The sequence below is a fragment of the Streptomyces acidiscabies genome (genome assembly GCF_020010905.1).
Classification (GTDB): Bacteria; Actinomycetota; Actinomycetes; order Streptomycetales; family Streptomycetaceae; genus Streptomyces; species Streptomyces acidiscabies.
On record NZ_JAGJBY010000001.1, the window covers coordinates 3,865,826 to 3,887,796 of the forward strand.

The following is a 21,971-nucleotide window of genomic DNA, read 5'->3' on the forward strand; positions in this document are numbered from 1 at the left end:
GCGTACGGTCCACGTCGTCCGGATACCGCAGCGTGCCCTCGGACCATCCTTCAACAGGAAAGCGAGACACCATTCAATGAGAATGCACCGCATCGGCGCGGCGCTCGCAACTGTCACCATAGGGCTCTTGACCGTGGCCCTCCCCACCACCGGCGCCTCAGCTGATTCAGACGCGACCCTCCGCGAACTGGCAGCGAAGGAGGGAATCCTCATCGGCTCGGGGGCGACCAACCCCACCTATCTCGACGAACCGAAGTTCGGCGAGGTGCTGGCGGAACAGTTCAACAGCTTGTCTCCCGAGAACGAGCTGAAGTGGAAATTCGTCCAGCCCACGGAGGGCGACTTCGAGTTCGGGGGCCTCGACCGGCTCGTCGACTTCGTTGAAGACAACGACATGGTAGTCAAGGGACACGGGCTCATCTCCCAGTGCTGCAACCCGGAATACGTGACCGACGTCACCGACCCGGACGAGTTGCGCGCGGTCATGAAGACTCACTTCAACACGATCATGGACCGCTACGCCGGAAAGATGGACCGGTGGGACGTGATGACCGAGCCGTTCTCCACCTTCGGCGGCACCGGCCTCGCGCCGAACCACTTCTACGAGGTGCTCGGCGAGGACTACATCGCGGAAGCGTTCCGGATCGCGCACGCCGCTGACCCCGAGGCGAAGCTGTTCATCAACGAGGCGTTGGTGGAGTTCTACCCGGCGAAGCGCCAGGAGCTCTACGACCTAGTGGCCAGCATGGTCGCCGACGGTGTGCCCATCGACGGGGTGGGCTTCGAGATGCACGAGACACAGGCGGGTCCCGAGCCCGGAGTCATCACAGAGATGACGAAGTCCTACCAGAAGCTCGGACTCGAAGTCGCGATCACCGAACTCGACGTGCACACCTACGACGTGGATCAGCAGACGCAGATCTACGGGGACGTCATGGCCGAGGCGCTGGCGGCCGGAATCCGGGACATCAGCTTCTGGGGCTTCACCGACAAGCACGCCTACACGTGGCTGCCGGGCGCGAAGCCGCTCATGTTCGACGAGGAGTACAACCCCAAGCCCGCGTACTACGCCACGCGCGACGCTCTGCGGAACTTCGTCTCCGCTTCCTCGGCTGCTGGCGCCGGCACCCTGTCGAACACCAGCGGGTGGACCCACGGCCTCCATGACGGCAACTACAGCGTGAAGATGAACCTTTGGCACGGCACGCCAGGCAGCTTCTTCCGTCTTTACGAGAACGACAAGCTCGTCGCCGCGCGGGTGCCCACGACAGTCAGCGGCACCTCGCAGTCAGTCGTGACCGAATTCAAGGACAAGCCCAACGGCACCTACGCGTACCGGGCCGAACTGATCAACTCGAAGGGCACCACGTCCACGAACACCACGACTGTCACGGTCACGGATGCCGCCCCGGGCAAGCCCGTGGTCAGCCACGACAACTGGGACAAGGACGGCACCTTCACCGCCACCGCGAACCTGTGGTGGGGCACCAACGCCACCTCGTACACCTTCTACCTCGACGGGGCAGTCGTCGGTGAGGGCCAGCTGGCCGCCGATTCGCCGAACGCACAGTCGCCTCAGGTAGCTCTGTCCGGGGTTCCGAAGGGCAAGCACAGCCTGAAGGTCGTCCTTACCAACGCGAGGGGATCGACCGAATCGGATCCCGTGGACGTGACGGTCGCCTGACGTCAAGTAGTTTCTCGTCTACGGTCAACCGGGGGATAGACGCCCGGCGCGCTCACGACAGGGTGCGCCGGGCGTCTGCGTCGCGTGCTGTCCAACTCCTCCGCCGGGTGAGAGGACGAAGGGCCACCGGCAGGCTGGTGACACGGGCACCCGATGCGTTGACGGAGGGTTTGCACTCGCCCCGGCTGCGACTTGCGCACGAAGTGCTGCGTTGGTCGTTGCCCTCGCTATTGTGGATGGGTGGTGGTCCGGGCTGCGGGAGTACACCGCTGCGGGCCTCTTTCTGGAGTGGAAGTCGGCATGAACGAAGTGGGAGGTTGCCAAGAGGACTGCGGGACTGGGTGATATTGCCCTGGCGGGGGCGGAGTGACCCAGGGCGGGATCTGCGGAGTTGTTCCCGCCGTCCAGGGTTCCCGACCGAACGGACGAGGAGTCTCACCGGCCTTACGGACGCGGGCGGCGTACGGACTGACGGATCACCAGTTGCGTACTGAGGACGACATGGTCGTCGCCGCTGATGCGTTCGCTGCGTTCCAGGGAGAGCCGGACCGCTGTTCTGCCGAGATCCTCGTACGGCACCCGGACCGACGTGAGCGACGGGGTCAGGTCCGCGGCGAAGGGGACGTCGTCGAAGCCCACCAGGGAGATGTCCCGGGGGACGTTCAGGCCGGCGTCGCGGAGCGCGGCCAACGCACCGAGGGCCACCATGTCCGTCCCCGCGAGGACGCCCGTGAAGTCGACCCCCGCCTTCAGCGCGTCCCTCGTGCGCTGGTAGCCGGAGACGCGGGTGTACGGACCGGGGACGTCCAGCTCTTCCGCGTACTCCACGCCGTGCGCGCGCAGGGCGTGGAGGTAGCCCTCCCTCCGTTGCACCCCCGTACTGAGCTGTGGGTCGCCGCCCAGGAAGAGGACGCGCCGGTGGCCCTGGACGAACAGATGGTCTGCGGCCTGGAAGGCGCCTCCGCGGTTGTCGTAGTCCACGACGGTGACCGGGTGATCCCCGGGCAGGGGCGGGCGGCCGACCAGGACCAGACGTGACCCGGCGGCGTCCAGGGCGCGCGCGTACTCGGTCATGCGCTGGAAGTAGACCTCGTCCTGCACTGCCCCGCCGACGAGGACCACCGCGGCCGCGTGCTGCTCGCGCATCAACTGCACCAGGTCGTCCTCGCGGGCAGTGTCTCCGTGAGTGGCGCAGACCAGGCTCAGCCGGCCCCGCAGGGCCGCCTCCTGCTCGACCCCGGCGGCGACATGGGCCAGCGACGGCCCGGTGATGTCCCGCAGGACCAGCGCGACGGGACCGGCCACCCGCCCGGAGAGGGCTTTGGCGTGGACGTTCACCACATAGTGCAGCGACTCCACGGCAGCCATGATGCGCTCCCGGGTGGCGGCCGACACGGGATAGTTGCCGGCCAGAGCCCTGGAAACGGTTGCTACCGACACCCCCGCCCGTTCGGCGACATCGCGAATCGTGCTGGGGCGCTCTTCACCTGCCTGGTTCTTGCGCCGACGCCTGGAAGCCGGGGAGGCGGGCGTTGTGGGAGAACCGTTTCCATTCGCTGTCACACCTTGACGTTACTGCACTGCGCCTCCTCGCGGACAGCGGATGGGGGGGACCGGTTCACGAATTTCAGTAAACGATTACTGTTGTGCATGTCGACCGCATCGACGTCTACGCGCGAGCGGCCAGCGGCAGCCAGACCCGCATGGCGCCCGGCTCGCGGTTGGCCCAGGCGTAGTACGGCACCGCCGTCAGCTCGACGCTCTCGTGGGGTTCGCCGGAAGTCGCCGACGCGTACGGCAGGTAGGGCCAGTCGCCGGACGTATCGTCGGCGCGGAGCCGGTTCCCCGCGACGCTCACCGTTCGTACTCCGCCGAGCAGTTCGGGGCGGCTGCGCACGGTCAGTGGCGTGTCCGGCTGCACAGCGATCGCGTCCGGGTCCAGGCGCCCCGGCTGGTCGGTCTGCTCCAGGCAGTAGACCAGCGGACCGCGTTCGACGGCGGCGCAGCCCCGGACAGCGTCGACGCGCGAGGAAGGGACGGTGAGCCGGGCCGGCATCGCGAGGTCGAGGCGGACGGTGTCGCCGGGGGTGAACGCCCGGGTGATGCGCAGCCAGCCGGAGTCGGCCCCGTCTTCGACGGTGGTGCCGTTCACGGTCAGGGTGTGGTCGGCGCACCACGCCGGCAGGCGTAGGGAGAGCGTGCGCGGCAGGGCGGTGGGAGCCTCGTCGACGGTGACGGTCACCGTGCCCTCCCACGGATACTCCGTCGTCACCCGTACGGTGAGGCCGTCGCCGCCGTAGACGCCCGTGGCGTACTGGTGCAGTTGCAGACCGCTGTCGTCGGCTGTGGCCAGGTAGTGCGGGAGCCCGGCGAGCAGGCGCATGACGTTGGGCGGGCAGCACGCACAGCGGAACCAGGGGGTGCGGTGGGCGGTCTGGTCGCCGGGGCGCTCGTGCGAACGGGCCCGTCGATGAAGCGGGTTGACGTACAGCCAGGTGCGGCCGTCGAGACCGGCGCCGGCCAGGAAGCCGTTGAACAGGGTGCGCTCGACGAGGTCGGAGTAGCGGGCCTCGCCGGTGAGCAGGGCCATGCGCCAGGAGAAGTGGACGGAGGCGATGGCGGCGCAGGTCTCGGCGTAGGCGCGGTCGGCCGGCAGTTCGTGGGCGTCGCCGAAGGCCTCCCAGTCGTGCCGGGAGCCGACGGCGCCGGTGAGGTAGGTCTTGGTCGTGACCATGTCCCGCCACAGCCGCTCCAGCGCCGTGCGGAGTTCCGTGTCGCCGGTCTCCGCGGCCAGGTCGGCGGCTCCGGCGAGGAGGTAGAGCTGGCGTACGGCGTGGCCGGTGACCTCGTCCGCCGCGCGGATCGGCGTGTGGTCCTGCCAGTACTCGGGCCCCGGGTCGCGGTCGTGGCCCCGGTCGGCGCCGGAGGAGAGGGTGCCGTGGCCGCGGCGTTCCAGGAAGTAGCGGGCGAGGTCCAGGTACCGCTTCTCGTCGGTCGTCCGGTGGAGTTCGACGAGGGCGGTCTCCACCTCGGGATGGCCGCAGACGGTCTCCACCTGCTTGCCAGGGCCGAAGACGGAGTCGATGTGGTCGGCGAGCCGGCGGGCCACGGCGAGCAGCCGGTCGGAACCGGTGGCCCGGTGGTGCGCCACGGCGGCCTGGATCAGATGTCCCGCGCAGTACAGCTCGTGTCCCCAGCCCGGCTCGGTCCAGGGAGTGCCGCCGCCGAGCTGGTAGTACGTCTGGAGGTAGCCGTCCTCGCGCTGGGCGGCGGCGATCAGCTCGACGATGGCTTCGACCTCGGTGGCGAGTGTCTCGTCGGGAGTGTCCGCGAGCTGCCAGCAGGCGGCTTCCAGCCACTTGTAGACGTCGGAGTCCTGGAACTGGAAGTCGCCGGAGAAGCCGGTGCCGGACGGGGTGTCCGCGCCGTCGGTGCGCAGGGCCGCGGCGGCACGGAAGTTGGCCAGGTTGCCGGCCTGCTCCAGCCGCCCCGGGCCCTCGGCGAGGGAGATCCGGGCGTTGACCCGGCGACGTTCGGCCCAGAAGCCGCCCTCGATGCGGGCCGCGGAGGCGGGACGCAGGGGTGAGACGGCACGTGGGGAGGGGAGAACCGGTCCGGCCTGGGTGGTGTTCAAGGGTGTCTCCGAGGGAAGAGGGACGGGCTGGGGTGGGGTGGGGTGGGGTGCGACGGGATCGGCGTTGCGGGAGCCCGGCGGGCCGTCCTCGGCCGTCGGGTGGGCGTCGAAGTCCTCAGGCGCTGATCGCCAGTTCGGCCCGGTGGACCGGGTGGGCAGGCGGCAGCCCCGTCGTCAGGCGTTCCAGTTCCGTCACCACCGTGCCGCCGAGGCGGGCCAGTTCGTTGCCGAGGGAGCCGGCGATGTGCGGCGTGAGGAACACGTTCGGAAGGCGGTAGAGCGGGGAGTCCGCGGGCAGCGGCTCGGGGTCGGTGACGTCCAGGATCGCGCTGAGCCGGCCGTTCACCAGTTCCTCGGTGAGCGCGGTGTGGTCGACGAGGGCGCCCCGTGAGGTGTTGATGAGGACGCCGCCGTCGGGGATGAGCGCCAGCCGCTCGCGGTTGAGCATGTGATGGGTCTGCGGGGTGTCGGGGGCGTGCACGCTGACGATGTCACTGGTGCGCAGCAACTCGTCGAGGCCCAGCGGGACCGCGCCCAGCTCCGCGGCCTCGGCGGCGTCGACGTAGGGGTCGTGGAGGCTCACCGACAGCTCGAAGGGCCGCAGCAGTTCCAGGACCCGGCGGCCCACCCGGGAGGCGCCGATCAGACCGACCCGGCGGCCGAGGTTGCCGACCGTCGCGTACTCCGTCGCAGCGGGGTAGACGTGCTCGGCCCGGAAGCGTTCGCGCAGCCCGAAGGCGTCCTTGCCGGCCAGCAGGATCGCGGCGAGCGTGTACTCGGCCACGGGCAGGGCGTTGGCCCGCACCGCGCTGGAGAGGGTGAGACCGCGCTCCCAGAACGGCTCACCCACGAGGTGGCGGACGCTGCCGCCGGCGTGCAGGACGGCGCGCAGTCGCGGCGCCGCCGCCAGTACCTCCGCGCCGAGGTGCGGGCAGCCCCAGCCGGTGACCAGCACCTCGGCGCGGCCCAGGGCCTCGGCCACGGCGGGGTCGGAGAAGTCCTGGGCGACGAGCGTGGGGTCGACCCGCGCCAGTTGCTGAAGGCGGGTCAGCAGCGGAGGCGGGAAGAGTTCGGGCAGATGTACTGGATTCATGGCGAAGAGGGCAGGCGGCGGCACTGACGTATGCATGGTGCTCCTGGGGAAGGGTGCCGGGATCGGCTGGCGACAAGCCTGAGCGTCACAGTAAACGTATTCCACGCTAGAAGCCTCAGAGGGCCCGGGTCAATGGCCCCCTCTGCGACACGGGTACGTCGCAGAGAGTCCGCCTTCCTGCTCCGAGGTGACGCGAACCCTCATGGTCAGGCACCTCGCCAGGTAACGTCCTTGAAAGTCGAGCGAAACAATCCTGCGCCTCCTCTTGTGGATCTGGTTCCTGCGGTCGTACCGTCCAGGACAACAAACGGTTACTGCCTCGCCGCGCGGTACCCGTTTCTCTTCCCTCGCGTCGCCCCGACCGCGCCGTTCCCCCACGTGCAGGCGCCGTCCCATTCCTTTCGTGGAGGACCGATGTCCAAGTCCGGTATGCGCCCCAGGGTCCTTGTCCCGGTGGCCGCCGCCGCTTCTCTCTCGCTGCTGCTGACCGCCTGCTCTGACGACTCCGGCACCGACGCCTCGGCGGCCACGAAGGGCAACGTCACGCTGGAGTTCTGGAGCTGGACGGACGGCATCGAGGCGCAGGCCGAGGTGTGGAACAAGAAGCACCCCGAGACGCAGATCAAGTTCGTCAACGCTGCGGGTGACACCGCTTACCAGAAGCTGCGGGCCGCGGTGAACGCGGGCACCGCGCCCTGTCTGTCCAAGATGGACGGGATGAACCTGGCGAGCTTCGCCGCCGACGGACTGCTGACCGACATCAGCGAGGTCGCGGCCAAGCACAAGGACGCGTACACGGTCGCCGCGTGGAACGCGGTCAGCCCCGGAGGCACCACCTTCGGCATTCCGATGGGGTCGGCGCCGCTGTTCACCGCCTACCGCGCGGACCTGTTCCAGAAGTACGGGATCGAGGCCCCGAAGACCTGGGACGACCTGATCGCCGCGGGCAAGAAGGTCCAGGAGAAGGACAAGGACGTCAAGATCTACAACATGGCGGGGGAGGACCCGAGCTCGCTCGTCGACCTGTCCTGGGAGGCCGGCGCCCAGTGGTACAAGGTGGACGGCGACCACTGGGTCATCGACTTCGCCTCTCCCGAGGCGCTCAAGGCCGGTGACATCGTCCAGCAGCTCGTCGACAACGACCTCGCCTCCAACGCGTCGTACGCCGACCCGGGTGTCTTCAAGACCTGGGACCTCGGCAAGACCATCGCGATGACCAGCTCGACCTGGCAGCTGCCGATCTACGACACCAACTTCCCCAAGTCCAAGGGCAAGTGGCAGCTCGCCGACTCGCCGGCCTTCGACACCGCCAAGCCGCAGACCTCCAGCAACTTCGACACCACCGGCGTCCTCAAGGGCTGTAAGTACCCCGACCGCGCCGCCGAGTTCGCCGCCTGGCTGAGCAGCAGCAAGGAGTCACTGACGGCGCTCACCGACCCGGACTCCAAGTCGGGCCTGTTCCCCGCCGTCAAGGACGTCTCGCCGTACGTCGACAAGATCATCCCGACCGGGATGTTCAACGGGAAGTCGGACAGCGCGCAGGTGATTACCACGGCGGCCTCGCGGGTCGGCGAGCAGTGGCAGTACGGGCCGAACTACGCGGCGATGTACTCCGAGATGCAGAAGCAGTGGGGCAAGGTCATGAAGAAGCAGCTGACGGTCAAGGACATGCTGACCTCGCTGCAGAAGTGGACCGTGGACGACCTCAACCGCAAGGGCATCAAGGCCGTCGCCGGCAGCTGACCTCCCCTGTAGGCCCCGCCTCTGTAGGACCCACCTCTGGAGACACCCGTGTCCACCCTGACGCGACCCCCCAAGGTCGCCACCGACTCCCCGGCCCGGCGGCCCTCCCCCCGCCGGGCCGGGAGCCGGGGAGCCCACAAGGGACTGCTGTTCGCACTGCCCTTCCTGCTCGGCTTCCTGGCCACGTACGTCGTGCCGATCGGCTATGCCTTCAGCCAGAGCCTGAGGGAGAAGAAGAGCAGCGGGCTGGGCTTCGGCCCGACCCGGGTCGTCTTCACCGGCTTCTCCAACTTCGCCTCCATCCTCGGCGACGGCGCCTTCTGGTCGAGCATGCTGCGCACGCTGCTGTTCGGAGCGGCTCAGATCACGGTGATGCTGGGCCTGTCGCTGCTGCTCGCCCTGCTCCTGGACGGGGTGGCCGCCCGTGCGGTGCGGTTCTTCCGCGCGGCGCTGCTCATCCCGTACGTGGTGCCCGCCGTGGTGTCCACCGTGATCTGGCTGTTCCTCTACAGCCCGACGGGCTCTCCGCTGCTCGACCTCGCGCACGGCGCCGGCACGGACATCACCTTCTTCGGCGGCCTCAACACCTACCTCTCCCTGGGCAATCTGCTGACCTGGCAGGGGATCGGCTTCAACATGATCCTGATCTCCGCCTCGCTACAGGCGCTGCCCCGCGAGCTGTACGAGGCGGCCCGGCTGGACGGGGCCAGAGAGTGGCGGATCGCCTGGTCGGTCAAGATTCCCAACATCACCGGCATCCTGGTGCTGACCGGCATGTTCTCCCTCATCGGGAGGCTGCAGCTGTTCGCCGAACCACTGCTGCTGCGGCAGATCGCGCCGGAGTCGATCAACACCGACTTCACTCCGATGATGGAGATCTACGACAAGGCGTTCAAGACCGGTGACTACCAGTACGCCGCCGCCGAGTCGCTGGTCCTGGCCGTGGTCACCGGCATCCTCGCCTTCGTCTTCTACCGGGCCACGAACAGGAAGATGTCATGAGCGCTGTCGTATCCGGGGGCGGCGTGCGCCCCACCCGCCGCGCGGTGGCGCTCACCACCGGCCTGCTGGTCCTCTTCCTGATCTACTCACTCGCCCCGACGTGGTTCCTGATCGTCTCCGCGACCAAGAACCAGACGGACCTGTACTCCACCTTCGGACTGTGGTTCTCCTCCAACCACCTGGCGGACAACGTCCAGGAGATCTGGACCTACCACGACGGGGTGTTCAACCGCTGGATCGGCAACTCGATCCTCTACTCCACACTCGGCGCGGCCGGCTCCACCCTGGTCTCGCTCGCCGCCGGGTACGGGCTGTCGAAGTTCGACTTCCGGGGCCGGGGCGCGTTCTTCGCGGTCATCGTCGGTGCCTCGCTGCTGCCGAGCACCCTGCTGGCCTTCCCGCTGTACCTCGTCTTCGCCCAGATCGGCCTGACCAACACCATCTGGTCGGTACTCATCCCGTACTTCATCAATCCGTTCGGGGTCTACCTGGGCAAGGTGTACGCGGACAGCTCCGTCCCCACCGAACTGATGGAAGCGGCCCGTCTCGACGGCGCCGGGGAGCTGCGGATCTTCTGGTCGGTCGCGCTGCGGCTGATGCGGACCGGCGGCATCACCATCTTCATGCTCGAATTCATCAACATCTGGAACAACTTCTTCCTGCCCCTGTTCATGCTCACCGGTGAGCGCACGTTCCCTGTGAGCCTCGGGCTGTACTCCTGGCTCCAGCAGGCGCAGACCGCCCGCGACATGAACACCCTCGTCCTCACCGGGTCCCTGTTGTCCATCGTTCCGCTCGCGGTCTTCATGTTCGCGCTCCAGAAGTACTGGCGCAGCGGAATCCTCATGGGCAGCCTCAAGTAAAGGATCAGCCGTGCCCAACGCACCCAGAAGACGTGATGTCCTCAAGTACGCCGGCACCACCGGCGTCGCCGCGGCCGGCCTCGGCCTGCTGAACTCCCCGTCCGCCGCCGCGGCCCCGGCCGCGGACGCCGCCTTCGAGCCGGCCGTCTGCAAGCCCCTGGACATCGTCGTCTTCGGCAACGAGAGCTCCGAGTCGGCGCACGGTCTCACTGCCACGCTCTCCGACACGGTAACCGGAGGCCTCGGCCAGAAGGCCCGTGTCCTCAACCCCACCGAGCCGGCCACGTACTGGGGCGGCACGCTCGAGTTCGACGTAGTCGTCAGCCCGACCGACACCACCTACGTCACCGTTCGCCTGTGGGGCGACGACTACGACACCACCTCGCAGCAGGCGGGCTCCGGCACGAACATGTGGCGGCTGCAGCTGTTCTGCGACGGCAAGCAGGTCGGCTACCAGGACGAGGGAGCCGTCGACAGCCTCGACATCCTGGACACCGCGCCGCGCACCCCGGGCCGGTTCTTCTTCCACACCCTGCCGCTTCCGGAGCGGCTCACCCGGGGCAGGAAGAAGGTGAAGCTGGAGATCCGCTCGATGGGCCGCATCTGGTCCTACGGCCAGAACGTCGACCAGCTGTACTACAAGATGACCACGCCGTCGCGGGGCATCTACCGCCTCTACACCCACACCGAGCCGTACTTCGTCCCGCCCAAGGGTGAGGTGCAGGGCTCCGCGCCGGTGCCGAAGGCCCGTACCGTCGAGGGCCCCGAGATCCTGGAGGCGGTGCGTCAACGGGTCGCCAAGGACCAGAAGCACTACCTGACCGGCGCCAACCCCGCCGGCATGGACGCCTTCGCCTTCCAGTCGCTCGCCGAGGGCTACCTCTGGTCCGGCAGCCCCGCGTACCACAACCCGGCGGCGCTGGACCGCGTCCTGCGCGCGCTCGACGGCCGGTACATGGCGTGGAGGAACGACGCGACCGTGATGTCCGGCTCCGACCAGCAGTGGCAGGGCTTCGGCCGGGTCGGGCTGGTGCTGGCGCTGCTCTGGGAGCACCTGGGCGACCGCCTGGACGAGAAGGTGACCGGTTCGCCGTACGAGATCTCCAACCCCGGTTTCGAAGAGGGCGGCGACACTCCCATGGGCTGGGAGGTGCCGGGCTGGGGGAAGACCGCCGATGCCTCCTGGTCCCGGGACACCTCCGTCAACCGGTCGGGCTCCGCGTCGCTCAAGGTGACGGCGAGCGCGGGGAACGGCTTCATCACCGTGTACAACTCGCCCAAGACCCGCGTGGGCAAGGGGAAGTACACCTACGGCGCCTGGATCCGGACCGACGGCGTCACCGGGACGGGTGCCCACATCGACCCGCTGTTCTTCGACGCGAGCGGCAAGCTCGTCGGCGGCGACCACCGGCAGTACGCCACCACCGGCACCCACGGCTGGGAGTACGTCTCCATAGACCTGGACACCCCGGACGGCGCCACCCAGATGGAGATGCATCTGCGCCTGTCCGGCCCCGGCACGGCCTGGTTCGACTCCGTCGACCTGGTGGGGCCCACCGAGCTGCGCAACCCCGGCTTCGAGCAGGGCGCCGGCACTCCCTCCGGCTGGGAGGTGCCGGGCTGGGGGAAGACCGCCGATGCCTCCTGGTCCCGGGACACCTCCGTCAACCGGTCCGGATCCGCGTCGCTGAAGCTGGCGGCCACCGCGGCAAACGGTTTCGTCACGGCGTACAACACGGCGAAGCTCCAGGTCGGCAAGGGGAAGTACACCTACAGCGCCTGGATCAGGACCGACGGGGTCACCGCCGCCGGTGCCCACATCGACCCGCTGTTCTTCGACGCGAGCGGCAAGCTCGTCGGCGGCGACCACCGCCAGTTCGCCGCCGCCGGCACCCATGACTGGGAGCAGATCTCCGTCGACCTGGAGACGCCCGCCGGCGCCACCCAGGTGGAGTTCCATCTCCGGCTGAGCGGCCCGGGCACCGCCTGGTTCGACGACCTGACCGTCACCCCGCCCGCGGACACCGGCACCCCCGAGCAGCCGTTGCGGTGCGCCGCGTACGTCGACATGCTGAAGTCGAGCCGGGACTACTGGCGTCAGCACTTCCCGCACTACACCAACCAGTCGCAGATCTGCGCCATCGGCATCTACCAGGCCAACCGCGGCCTCGGCCTGCTCGCCCCCGACCTCGCCCTGCCGGAGGAGAAGGCCCGCGACTACATGTACCAGTCGCTCGGCATGAAGCCCTACCTCGGCAAGGAGGACAAGGACGGCAACCCCACCAAGCCGCTCGGCGAGAGCTACCACCAGGTCAGCCGGGCCGGTCTGACCCGCGAACTGGGGTACGTGGGCAGCTACGGCGAGGTCCACGACTGGCTGGTCATGATGTACGAGTCGGTCACGCGCGGATACCGGGGCAAGGAGGCGCCGGAGCTGCGCGAGCAGATGGTGAAGATCATCAAGGCCCGGGGGCGGTTCCGGGTGGTTGACGTCGACGAGACGGGCGCCCGTGTCTCCCGCATCGAGACCGTCGTCGGCTGGCGTAACGAGGTCTACCCCGGTGAGGTCGCCTACGCCTCCCGCACGGCCTGGGACTCGCACCCGCTGATGTCGGCGGTGGTGTTCAAGGACCCGGACATCGTCGGCTGGACCCAGGAGATGGTCGACGACGGGCAGTTCTACCGGCAGCTCGATCTGCTCGTCCACCACACGTGGACCCGCGTCGGCCTCGCCGCGCTGCGCCTGGTCTCCCGTGACTGGGACGCCTTCCAGGCCCTCCCGGCCCGCCCGGGGCGCATCCCCACCGCCTGGGACCGGCCCGACTTCGTCTTCACCGACGAGGAGAACGGCGTCCTGGCTGTGAAGAACGGCACGGAACTCCTCTTCGCCTCCCTGTACTGGCGCGCCCGGCAGGGCGTCAACGACTACGCCCGCATCCACCACCTCACCCCCACCGACCAGCGCTCCGCGACGATCCGCCAGCGTTCGGCGGGCGCCACCGACGACACGTACACGGTCAACGACTGGATCCTGTGGGACTACGCGATCAACGACCCCGGGGCCGGGCACATCCCGCCTGGCGGCTTCCCTCCGCCCGGCGACACCCTGCACCAGTCGCTGGCCGGTGACGTCCTCCACCTGGCCCCGGTCCCCGCGGACGTCCCGGACCCGGCGCTCGGTGTCCACTTCGAGGGCGTGGAGACCATGCTCGTCGGACGCGCGCCGTTCTATCTGTGCGAATACGGCGACTACCTGATCGCCATGAACACCAGCACCGACCGTACGTACACCCTGCCCGCCCGCCAGGACTTCGGCCCCGCCCGCGACCTCGCCACCGGCGAGAACATCGGCGCCGGACAGCGTCCCAAGGTCGGCCCGCGCAGCACGCTCGTCCTGTACCGGGGCCGGCGCGCGGCCGGCTGACCGCCCGGGGGAGCCGGGCCGATGCCCGGTTCCCCCGCATCTGCCACCCCCTAACACTCAACGTCGAGTGAAAGAGGAAGACGCATGTCCGAGTCACAGCCCATCACGCCCGCGTCCCCGAGCCGCCGCCGTTTCCTGCAGATCACCGCCGTCGGCACCACGGCGGCCGCCACCGGGATCGCCGCGATCCCGACCGCGGACGCACTGACCTCCTTCATCCACCCCGGGGTGTTGCACAAGCTCTCCGACATCCAGCGGATGAAGACCCGGATCGCGGCCGGAACCGAGCCCTGGCTCAGCGGCTGGCACGTGTTCAGGTCGAACGCGTACTCGCAGTCGAACTACGCCATGATGGGCCCGCTCACGACCATCGACCGCGGCACCACCGAGATCGGCAACTGGGAGTTCTGGAACGACTGCAACGCGGCCTACCAGAACGCCCTGATGTGGAACCTGACGGGCACCACCGCCCACGCCACCAAGGCGCTGCAGATCATCAAGGCATGGTCCTCCACCCTCACCTCGATCACCGGCAAGGACGCCCAGCTCGCGGCCTCCATCTACGGTTTCAAACTCGCGGCGGCAGCCGAGCTGATGCGGTACACCGCCCCCTCGGGCAGCTGGTCCGGGGCCGAGATCACCCAGACCGAGAACCTCTTCAGAAACGTCTTCGTGCCCCTGGTGAGGACGTTCGGCGACGCGGGCTGGGGCACCAACTGCATCAAGGCGATGATGGCGTTCGGAGTGTTCTGCAACGACACCTCCCTCTACAACGCCGCCGTCGACGCCTTCCACCTGCACGACTGCTGCAAGATCAGCCGGGTGATCAGGGACTCCGGTCAGTGCGTGGACAGCGGCCGCGACCAGGCCCACACCCAACTCATCCTGGGCAGCATGGCCGAGGCCTGCGAGATCGCCTGGGTCCAGGGCCAGGACCTGTACTCCGCCTCCTCCAACCGGCTGCTGGCCGGCTTCGAGTACACGGCGAAGTACAACACCGGCAACGACGTGCCGTACACCGTCTGGGGCTCCTGCCGGCTCACGTTCAACTCCCTCTCCACCATCGAGCGCGGCAATCTGCGCCCGATCTACGAGATGGCCTTCAACCACTACGTCAAACGCCGCGGCCTGCCCGCCCCCTGGACGTACGCGGCCATCGGGAACATCAGCCCGGAGGGCGCGGCGTTCCAGTGTGACCACGTGGGCTTCGGCACCCTGCTGTTCACCCTCTGAGCGGAGCTTTCGTGATCCACAACCCCGTGCTGCGCGGCTTCGAACCCGACCCCGTGATCCTCCGCGTCGGCGCCGACTTCTACCTCGCCACCTCGACCTTCGAGTGGTATCCGGGCGTCCGGATCCACCACTCCAGGGACCTGGTCGACTGGCGGTCGCTGGGCGGGGTTCTGGACAGCACGCGCCTGCTCGACCTCACCGGCGTCCCCGACTCCGGCGGCATCTGGGCGCCCGGACTGTCGTACGCGGACGGCCTGTTCCACCTCGTCTTCACCGTCGTCGACACCTACGCGGAGGGCTGGAAGGACCTCCCCAACTACGTCACCACGGCCGCCTCGATCGAAGGGCCGTGGTCCGACCCGGTGCCGCTGCACGGCCGGGGCTTCGACGTGTCCCTGTTCCACGACGACGACGGCCGCAGCTGGCTGCTGAACATGCGGTTCGACTGGCGTCCGGACCGCGAGGGGTTCGCGGGGATCGAGATCCAGGAGTACGACCGCAAGACCCAGGCTCTGCTCGGCGAACCCCGCACCATCACCACCGGAACATCCGTCGGTGTCGCCGAGGGCCCGCATCTCTACCGGCGCGACGGCTGGTACTACCTGGTGCACGCGGAGGGCGGCACCGGATACGAACACGGCGCGGCCGTGGCCCGCTCCCGCGACCTGCTCGGCCCGTACGAAGCCGATCCGGCCGGCCCCCTGCTCACGTCCCGGCACGACCCGGCCCTGGAGCTGCAGAAGGCCGGGCACTGCTCCCTCGTCGAGACGGCGACGGGACAGTGGTACGCCGCGCACATCGCCGCCCGCCCCCACACGGAGCGGGGCCGGTGCGTGCTCGGCCGGGAGACCGCGCTGCAACCGGTGACCTGGACCGACGACGGCTGGCCCCGCATCCCCGGCGCCGTACCCGCCGTCGCGGTACCGGCACCCGCGCTGTCACCGGCGCCCGTCGCCGAACCACCGGCGAACGACTGCTTCGACGCTCCCGTCCTCGGCCCCGACTGGTCCACGCTGCGCCGCCCGGCCGGCGACGACTGGATCGAGCCGGCACCGGGGCGGCTGCGCATCCGGGGCGGTCAGTCGCCGGTGGGCCGCCGCACCCCCAGTCTGCTGGCCCGGCGGGTGACCGCCCCGCGCTGCTCCTTCGAGACCAGCCTGATCTTCTCGCCCCGCACCCCCGACCACCTGGCGGGTCTGACGGCCTACTACAACACCCGCAACTGGCACTACCTGTACGTCACCGCCGAGGACGACGGCTCCCCGGCCCTGCGGGCACTGAGCTGCGAGGCCGGCCGTCTCGTCGCACACGAGCCGACCGTACCGCTCGAGCCCGGACGCCCGGTCGTCCTGCACGCCGAACTCGACGTTCCGGCCCTGCACTTCACGTACGACACAGGTGGGGGAGTCCAGGCGCTCCCGATCGAGCTCGACGCCACCGTCCTGTCCGACGAGCACGCCGACGAGTTCCACGACGGCCAGTTGCGCGTTCTCGGCTTCACCGGCGCCATGTGGGGACTGTGGGTGCAGGACCTCGACGGCGCCGGTGTCCACGCGGACTTCGCCTATGCCACGTACCGGACCTCTGAGGACGGTCGCGCATGACGATCATCGACCTGAAGGGCGTCCACCTCTTCTGCACCACATTCGGGCCCGACCGGGCGGCCCCGCTGCTGCTGGTGCACGGCTGGGGCGGGGACGGCCGGGAGTGGTCCGCGCACGCCGAGGCGCTGGCCGGCCGGTTCCGTGTGATCGTCCCCGACCTGCGCGGGCACGGCCGGTCGGACGTCCCCGACGAGGGCAACACGCCGACGGAGATGGCCGACGACCTCGCCGCGCTGCTCCGGTACCTGGGCACCGGGCCGGCGATCGCCGTGGGCCACTCCATGGGCGGCCAGGTCGTCAACCTGCTCGCGGTACGGCATCCGGAGCTGGTCCGCTCGGTCGTCGCCCTCGATCCGGCTCACGGCGCGCACGGGGCGGAAGTGGAGGGGATTCCGGCCCGGCTCGCGGAGTACCGGGAGCGCGGGGCGCGCGCCGCGGCCGAGTTCATCGCCGGCGCCTTCCCGGCAGGCGCTCCGGCCGGGCTGCGTACGGCACATGTCCGCACCATGCTCGGCACCCCGGACCACGTCATCGCCCAGGCGTACGCCGGCATGTACACCGACTCCGGCGCGGTCGGCGTCCGCCCGCACAGCGAGGCGTATCTGCGCCGGCGCAGCCAGCCCGCGCTCACCGTGTGGACCTCGGCGCAAGCGGCCACTTGGGAGCGCGGCACCCTGCATGTCCCCGGCTCCCGCGTCGAACACTGGCCTGACACCGGGCACTACCTGCACGAGGAACATGTCGGACGCACAGTGCGCCTGTTGGAGGACTGGGCGACGGCTGGACAAGGGACCCGGTAGGAGGTGCCTGCGCCCGTTCACCGGCTCCAGCAACTGGACGCAGCACCTGCTCGCCCCGGCGGTCAGACCTCAGTCCGGTGCCGGGGGGCGGGTGGACCGCGGGAGTTGGCGGCGCCCTTCGCGATGCCCGGCCCTGCCGGGGCCCGCTCGTCGCATGGTGGGGAGGAGTGCTATGACCTCCCAGCCGTGGTCCTTGCGTGGGCCGGTGTGCAGTGTGCCGCCGAGTGCGGTGACACGTTCGGTGAGGCCGACGATGCCGAAGCCTCCGCCGCGGGCGGCGTATGGCATCGGGGCGCCTGCGCGGCCGTTGTCGCGCACCGTCACGCGCAAGGTGTCGTCGGCGTGAGCGAGGGCGACGGTGACTTCGGTGGCGTCGGCGGCGTGGCGCCGTACGTTCGTGAGGGCTTCCTGGACGACGCGGTAGGCGGCGGCCTGCACTTCGTGGGGCAGGTTCCGGGGCACTGAGGCGTCGCGGTGCAGTTCGGCCTTCGGACCGGTCGGACCGCCGAACCCGTCGACCAGTTCCGCGAGGGCGCTCAGGTCGCCCACCGGGCGGCCCCCGCTTGGCTCGAGCGGGGCCGTTTGCTCCGGGCCCTCGCGCAGGATGCCGACGGTCAAGCGCATGGAGTCGAGCGCCTGGGTCGCGGCGTGCTCGATTCCCGCCAGGACCGGGTCCAGACGGTCGGGTTCGGTGGTGGCCATCATGCGGGCCATCTGTGTCTGGACCAGGATGCCGGTGACGTGGTGGGCGACGAAGTCGTGCAGGTCGGCCGCCATGGCGAGGCGTTCCAAGCGGCGGGTCTCGGCGACCGCGACGCCGCGTCTGTGGTCCAGGGAGCGCAGGTAGCCGCCGATGCCGGCGACGACGCCGGCCAGCAGCGCTACAACCAGCGCGATACCCAGGATCAGGAGGTCGTCCTGGGTGCCGGTCGCGTAGAAGCGCAGCGGCGCCGCGATGGCTGCCCCGCCGGTGAGTACGGCACACAGCCACGCCCATCGTGGTGGGCAGGTACGGACGGCGATCATCAGCAGGCAGAGCAGGACCGCCACCTCACCTGGGCCGAACATGCGTATCGGCTCGGTCGTCCTGGCGACGGCGGTCAAGGCCAGGGAAACACCCGCTGGTACGGCGGCGCGTAGTCGGGGGGTGAGCCACGCGGGCCGAGAGGCGGAGGGCCAGAGAATTGCTGCGAGGCCGAGCGACAGGAGCACGAGCACCGGCCAGAACGTCTTGTCGTTGACGACGGCGATGAGCACGTCCGTGGCGGACAGCAGGACCAGCGTGGTGATACCCACCGCACGCAGGCAGCCCTGCCGACGGGACCGCGTCGTGGTGGGGTAGGCAGTCGCAGGCAGGAGATTCACATCGTTCACTGTAGGGAGAAGCGGTCAGCCGCGCCTCGGCCGATCGGCCGAGGCGGACGCCAGGCGCGGGAACCGCTTCGCCGGCGGTTCCCGCGCCTGGTCATGGCTCGGTGGGACGGTCAGTTGATCCGGACGATCTTCCAGAGCTGGTCGTCGAGGCTGGCGCTGCCCCACTGGATGACGGCTGCCCCGTCGGCGGTGGAGGACTGGGCGACGCCGGCGACGAGGGTGCTGTTCACGTTCCGGAGTTTGTAGTAACCGCCACCCGCGTCGGTGAGGGTCCACTTCTGGGAGTCGGCGCTGGAGGCGGTGTTCTGGATGACGGCCGCGCCCGCGGCGCTGGAGGAGCCTTGGATGTCGAGGTTGAGGTTGCTCTTGGTGTTCTTGATGGTCCAGGCGCCGCTGCCGGCGGACTGGAAGGTGAAGAGCTGGCAGGCGCAGGCCGTGTTCTGCCACTGGTTGGCGGCGGTGCCGGCGGTGGTGGAGCCGTTCGGGATGTCGAGGTACTTGCCGCTGTTCTTGTTCACCAGGACGTACTGGCCGGTGCCCAGGGGCGGAAGGGCGGTCTGGGTGAGGTTCCAGCGCTGGCAGCCGCAGCTGGTGCTGCTCCACTGGACGGCGGCGGTGCCGACGGTGGTGGAGGCGCTGGGTATTTCGAGGAGCTTGCCACTGATGCGGTTGGTGATGCTGTACCCGCCGGCCGGGTGGGGTGCGATGGCCCACTCGTGGTCGAGGGTGCCGTTGTCATCCCACTGCGGGATGGTGGCGCCGTTGGCGGTGGACTGGTTCTGGACGCCGAGGACCTTGCCGCTGGCGACGTTGAAGATCTTGAAGTAGCCCGAGGACTGCTGCTCGAAGCGCCACTGCTGGTTGGTGGAGGTGGTGGGGTTCTGCTGGGTGGCGGTGGTGCCGTTGGTGGCGGAGCCGCCGACGATCGTGAGGTTCAGGGCGCTGTTCGCGTTGGTCATGGTGTAGGTGGCACCGTCGGAGATGCTGCCGCCGAAGTCGACCGTGCTGTACGTGACCGGGTTGCGGCGGTTGTCGCCGCCGAAGCCCGCGCTGAACACCATCAGACTGTGGCCGTCGGCCAGCGGAAGCAGACCGCGGCTGTAGCCGCCACCGACGTTGGAGGGCATCCGCGTCCAGGTGTCCGCGGCGCCGTTCTGCGTGTTGACGAACAGGTCGTCGCTGCTGTGGGCGGTGGTGACGAGGGTTCCGTTGGGGCCGCCGGTGGGCAGCCAGGTGATGTAGGGCGTTCCCTGAGGAACCAGGCCGTCGGTGGTGCGCAGCGGGATGCCGGTGACGGAGTCGAACGCCTCCGGGTCGGAGGAGATCTTGTAGTGGACGGCAAAGTTGCCCGCGGCGGAACCGCCGAACTCGTACGTCATGATGTATTTGCCGTTGGGCATCCTGGCGACGGTCGGCATGCCGGGGCGCTGGCTGTAGGTGGGCATCGCCACGTCGTCCACGACCGGGCCCCAGTTGCGGACGTCCGTGGAGACCTGGTGGACGATCTTCTGGCCGTGGTCGGTGTCGCGCTGGTCGGAGTAGTAGACGATGAGCTTGTCGCCGGAGATCAGGAAGAACGGTTCCCACACGGGGGTGTTGCCGTTCACGTCCGTGGCTTTACCGCCGGTGGCGATATTGGTGACGAAGGTCCAGCTCTGGCCGCGGTCGGTGCTGGCGTACAGGTCGATCTTGCTGCCGCTCCGGTCGTACGGCACCGAGTCACCGGCGGCGAGGATGGTGCCGGCGGGGAACCCGCCCATGGCCTTGGGGAGTTCGAACAGCTCGGGCTGCCAGCGCATGCCCCAGCCGTTCTGGGTGTCGGCGACCTCGGAGATCTTCGTCCAGGAAGCGCCGTTGTCCGTGCTGCGGTAGATCGGGAAGACGGGCATGTCCACGCGGTACTGCTCGAACGTGGCGAGCAGGGTGCCGTTGGCCGGGCCGTTGTGCTGCAGGCGCATGGCCCGCGGGTAGTAGCTTCCGGGGGAGAGGGCGTCGGAGGGCGGGGTGTAGAGCGTCTGGGCAGGGCGGGAGAGGGCGTCCGCCCTGCCCGCGCCGGGCAGGACCAGCGTCGCTGCCGCGACGGCCAGGGCCAGCAGCAGGAACAGGAGAGTGGCGGGGACGGAACGCGGGGCGGCGCCGGGTCTGGCGCCTGCTCGTATGGGGGACATATGCGGCTCCGATGGCGGGCGTGGTTCTTTCTACGGGCCCGCCGCCCCCCCCGGATGATCAGGTGGGGCGGCGGGGGTTCAGGGGAGGGTCGGTCGGCGGCAGGGCCGGGCGACCTCGCGACAAAAGGGCATGGTCAGTGGCCGTGTGATGGGACGGCGGCGCGGTAGCCCTGGGGTGGGACGGCTGCGGGATCGATGGCCGTTGGGCGCGGGGTGCCGCGGTGCGTGCGGCGTGTTCCCCGCTTCGGCCGGTTGCTCGGGGCGGTGCTCAGGCGGTGTGCAAAGGGCTCTGGCCCTTGTGTGACGGCGGAGGCGCGGTCGAGCCGCGGACGACGAGTTCGACCGGTGGGTCGCTCGCCTGCGGCAGGTCGGTGTCGGGCTTCTCGATCGCGTGCACGAGAAGGCGGATGCCCTCTCGGGCCGCGGCCTCTAAGGGCTGGCGCACGGTGGTCAGGGGAGGGGAGACGTAGGCGAAGACCGGGTTGCCGTCGAAGCCGACGACACTGATGTCCTCGGGTACGTGGCGCCCGGCTTCCCGCAGGGCGTGGATGAGCCCGATGGCCATCTCGTCGCCCGCCGCGAAGACAGCGGTCACGGACCTGTCCGACGCCAGCGCCCGGCCCACGGCATGGCCGGAGGCAGCCGACCAGTCACCGTTGAGCAGTGGCGGCTCGTGCGCGCCCCGCGCCGCGAGCGCCGCCCGCCACCCTTCGATGCGGTCCTTGGCGGCGTACCAGCGCCGCGGACCGGCGAGATGATGAACGGTCGTGTGTCCCAGGTCCAGCAGATGCTCGGTGGCCGCCCGCGCCAGTTCGTGTGCGCCCACACCCATGGTCACGGTGCGGGTGGCGGTGAAAGCGGGCGGTGCCCCCAGGAAGAGGACGGGGACGCCGACGCGGACGCTGACGTCCCCTTCCACGATGGGTTCGGAGACGATGACGCCGTCCACCCCTTGCTCGAGCAGCGACTCCACGGCACCCGCGATACCCGTCGGGTCGCCGTCGGGCGTGTTGACCACGCGGAGCGCGTAGCCCGCGTCGCGCACGGCCCGCTCGATGTGCACGAGTAGTGAAGCGGTCCCGTACCCGGCGGTGCCCAGGGCGACCACACCGATCGAGCCGGTACGCCCGGAGACCAGTGTTCTGGCCGCCTGGTTCAGCCGGTAGCCGAGTTCCTCGGCGGCTGCGAGGACCTTTGTGCGGGCCTCCTCGGACACATACGGCTCGTTGTTGAGGACCCGGGACACCGTCTTGCGTGACACCCCGGCCATGCGGGCCACGTCCGCGCTGCGCGGCACAGCGGAGCCCTCGCTCCGTCCCACCACTGCTGCCATGAAGTCTCCCGACGGC

At 69.4% G+C, this 21,971-nt stretch carries 14 protein-coding genes and 1 pseudogene; 8 read left to right on the forward strand and 7 right to left on the reverse strand.

The window, feature by feature from the left end:
• The first annotated feature begins 133 nt into the window (after nt 1–133).
• On the forward strand, nt 134–1,684 hold the full coding sequence (locus tag J8M50_RS17945; protein ID WP_223786310.1) for an endo-1,4-beta-xylanase: 1,551 nt from the start codon (nt 134–136) through the stop codon (nt 1,682–1,684).
• 444 nt (nt 1,685–2,128) lie between these two features.
• On the opposite strand, the gene J8M50_RS17950 is transcribed toward J8M50_RS17945, so the two are convergent.
• From J8M50_RS17950 to J8M50_RS17960, 3 genes are all read right to left on the reverse strand, one after another.
• Nucleotides 2,129–3,247 carry a LacI family DNA-binding transcriptional regulator gene (locus tag J8M50_RS17950; protein ID WP_075693499.1) on the reverse strand — a complete coding sequence of 373 codons (1,119 nt, stop codon included), beginning with the start codon at nt 3,245–3,247 and terminating at the stop codon, nt 2,129–2,131.
• A gap of 106 nt (nt 3,248–3,353) precedes the next feature.
• The gene (locus J8M50_RS17955) at nt 3,354–5,318 is read right to left on the reverse strand and encodes a glycoside hydrolase family 127 protein (RefSeq protein WP_010354071.1); all 1,965 of its coding nucleotides are present in this window, start codon (nt 5,316–5,318) and stop codon (nt 3,354–3,356) included.
• A gap of 115 nt (nt 5,319–5,433) precedes the next feature.
• Entirely contained in the window at nt 5,434–6,447 is a 1,014-nt protein-coding gene (locus J8M50_RS17960) for a hydroxyacid dehydrogenase (RefSeq protein ID WP_029183908.1), read from the reverse strand.
• Nucleotides 6,448–6,825: 378 nt separating this feature from the next.
• On the opposite strand from J8M50_RS17960, the gene J8M50_RS17965 reads away from it, so the two are divergent.
• From J8M50_RS17965 to J8M50_RS17980, 4 genes are read left to right on the forward strand one after another with little or no spacing between them, the layout of a single operon-like run.
• The gene (locus tag J8M50_RS17965) at nt 6,826–8,154 is read left to right on the forward strand and encodes an ABC transporter substrate-binding protein (RefSeq protein WP_010354069.1); all 1,329 of its coding nucleotides are present in this window, start codon (nt 6,826–6,828) and stop codon (nt 8,152–8,154) included.
• Between the two features lie 48 nt (nt 8,155–8,202).
• Nucleotides 8,203–9,156, forward strand: coding sequence for a carbohydrate ABC transporter permease (locus J8M50_RS17970; protein WP_006379128.1), 954 nt, complete (start codon nt 8,203–8,205; stop codon nt 9,154–9,156).
• On the forward strand, nt 9,153–10,019 hold the full coding sequence (locus tag J8M50_RS17975) for a carbohydrate ABC transporter permease (RefSeq protein WP_010354067.1): 867 nt from the start codon (nt 9,153–9,155) through the stop codon (nt 10,017–10,019). Before J8M50_RS17970 ends, J8M50_RS17975 begins: the two co-directional genes overlap by 4 nt.
• A gap of 10 nt (nt 10,020–10,029) precedes the next feature.
• Nucleotides 10,030–13,443 (forward strand): hypothetical protein, encoded by a 3,414-nt coding sequence (locus J8M50_RS17980; protein ID WP_010354066.1) that lies wholly within the window; start codon nt 10,030–10,032, stop codon nt 13,441–13,443.
• On the opposite strand, the pseudogene J8M50_RS50090 reads toward J8M50_RS17980, so the two are convergent.
• A pseudogene (locus J8M50_RS50090) lies at nt 13,419–13,490 on the reverse strand (hypothetical protein); the annotation flags it as partial. The gene J8M50_RS17980 and the pseudogene J8M50_RS50090 overlap by 25 nt on opposite strands.
• A 37-nt stretch (nt 13,491–13,527) precedes the next feature.
• Here J8M50_RS50090 and J8M50_RS17990 point away from each other — a divergent pair.
• Genes J8M50_RS17990 through J8M50_RS18000 form a run of 3 tightly spaced genes read left to right on the forward strand, consistent with a single transcriptional unit; the run spans nt 13,528 to nt 17,080 of the window.
• Entirely contained in the window at nt 13,528–14,676 is a 1,149-nt protein-coding gene (locus J8M50_RS17990; RefSeq protein WP_010354065.1) for an alginate lyase family protein, read from the forward strand.
• 11 nt (nt 14,677–14,687) lie between these two features.
• Nucleotides 14,688–16,280, forward strand: coding sequence for a glycoside hydrolase family 43 protein (locus J8M50_RS17995; protein WP_010354064.1), 1,593 nt, complete (start codon nt 14,688–14,690; stop codon nt 16,278–16,280).
• On the forward strand, nt 16,277–17,080 hold the full coding sequence (locus J8M50_RS18000) for an alpha/beta fold hydrolase (protein WP_010354063.1): 804 nt from the start codon (nt 16,277–16,279) through the stop codon (nt 17,078–17,080). The genes J8M50_RS17995 and J8M50_RS18000 overlap by 4 nt, the downstream gene beginning before the upstream one ends.
• A gap of 69 nt (nt 17,081–17,149) precedes the next feature.
• On the opposite strand, the gene J8M50_RS18005 is transcribed toward J8M50_RS18000, so the two are convergent.
• The 3 genes from J8M50_RS18005 to J8M50_RS18015 form a co-directional block, all read right to left on the reverse strand.
• Nucleotides 17,150–18,454, reverse strand: coding sequence for a sensor histidine kinase (locus J8M50_RS18005; RefSeq protein ID WP_050987227.1), 1,305 nt, complete (start codon nt 18,452–18,454; stop codon nt 17,150–17,152).
• Nucleotides 18,455–18,564: 110 nt separating this feature from the next.
• Nucleotides 18,565–20,622 carry an RICIN domain-containing protein gene (locus J8M50_RS18010; RefSeq protein WP_010354061.1) on the reverse strand — a complete coding sequence of 686 codons (2,058 nt, stop codon included), beginning with the start codon at nt 20,620–20,622 and terminating at the stop codon, nt 18,565–18,567.
• A gap of 268 nt (nt 20,623–20,890) precedes the next feature.
• Entirely contained in the window at nt 20,891–21,955 is a 1,065-nt protein-coding gene (locus tag J8M50_RS18015) for a LacI family DNA-binding transcriptional regulator (protein ID WP_178865351.1), read from the reverse strand.
• Nucleotides 21,956–21,971 lie beyond the last annotated feature (16 nt).

Excerpts from the sequence above, each read along its gene's own strand:
- J8M50_RS17960 (WP_029183908.1), bottom strand. The coding sequence starts at position 6,447 with ATGCATACGTCAGTGCCGCCGCCTGCCCTCTTCGCCATGAATCCAGTA.
- J8M50_RS17965 (WP_010354069.1), top strand. The coding sequence starts at position 6,826 with ATGTCCAAGTCCGGTATGCGCCCCAGGGTCCTTGTCCCGGTGGCCGCC.
- J8M50_RS17975 (WP_010354067.1), top strand. The coding sequence starts at position 9,153 with ATGAGCGCTGTCGTATCCGGGGGCGGCGTGCGCCCCACCCGCCGCGCG.
- J8M50_RS17990 (WP_010354065.1), top strand. The coding sequence starts at position 13,528 with ATGTCCGAGTCACAGCCCATCACGCCCGCGTCCCCGAGCCGCCGCCGT.
- J8M50_RS18000 (WP_010354063.1), top strand. The coding sequence starts at position 16,277 with ATGACGATCATCGACCTGAAGGGCGTCCACCTCTTCTGCACCACATTC.
- J8M50_RS18010 (WP_010354061.1), bottom strand. The coding sequence starts at position 20,622 with ATGTCCCCCATACGAGCAGGCGCCAGACCCGGCGCCGCCCCGCGTTCC.
- J8M50_RS18015 (WP_178865351.1), bottom strand. The coding sequence starts at position 21,955 with ATGGCAGCAGTGGTGGGACGGAGCGAGGGCTCCGCTGTGCCGCGCAGC.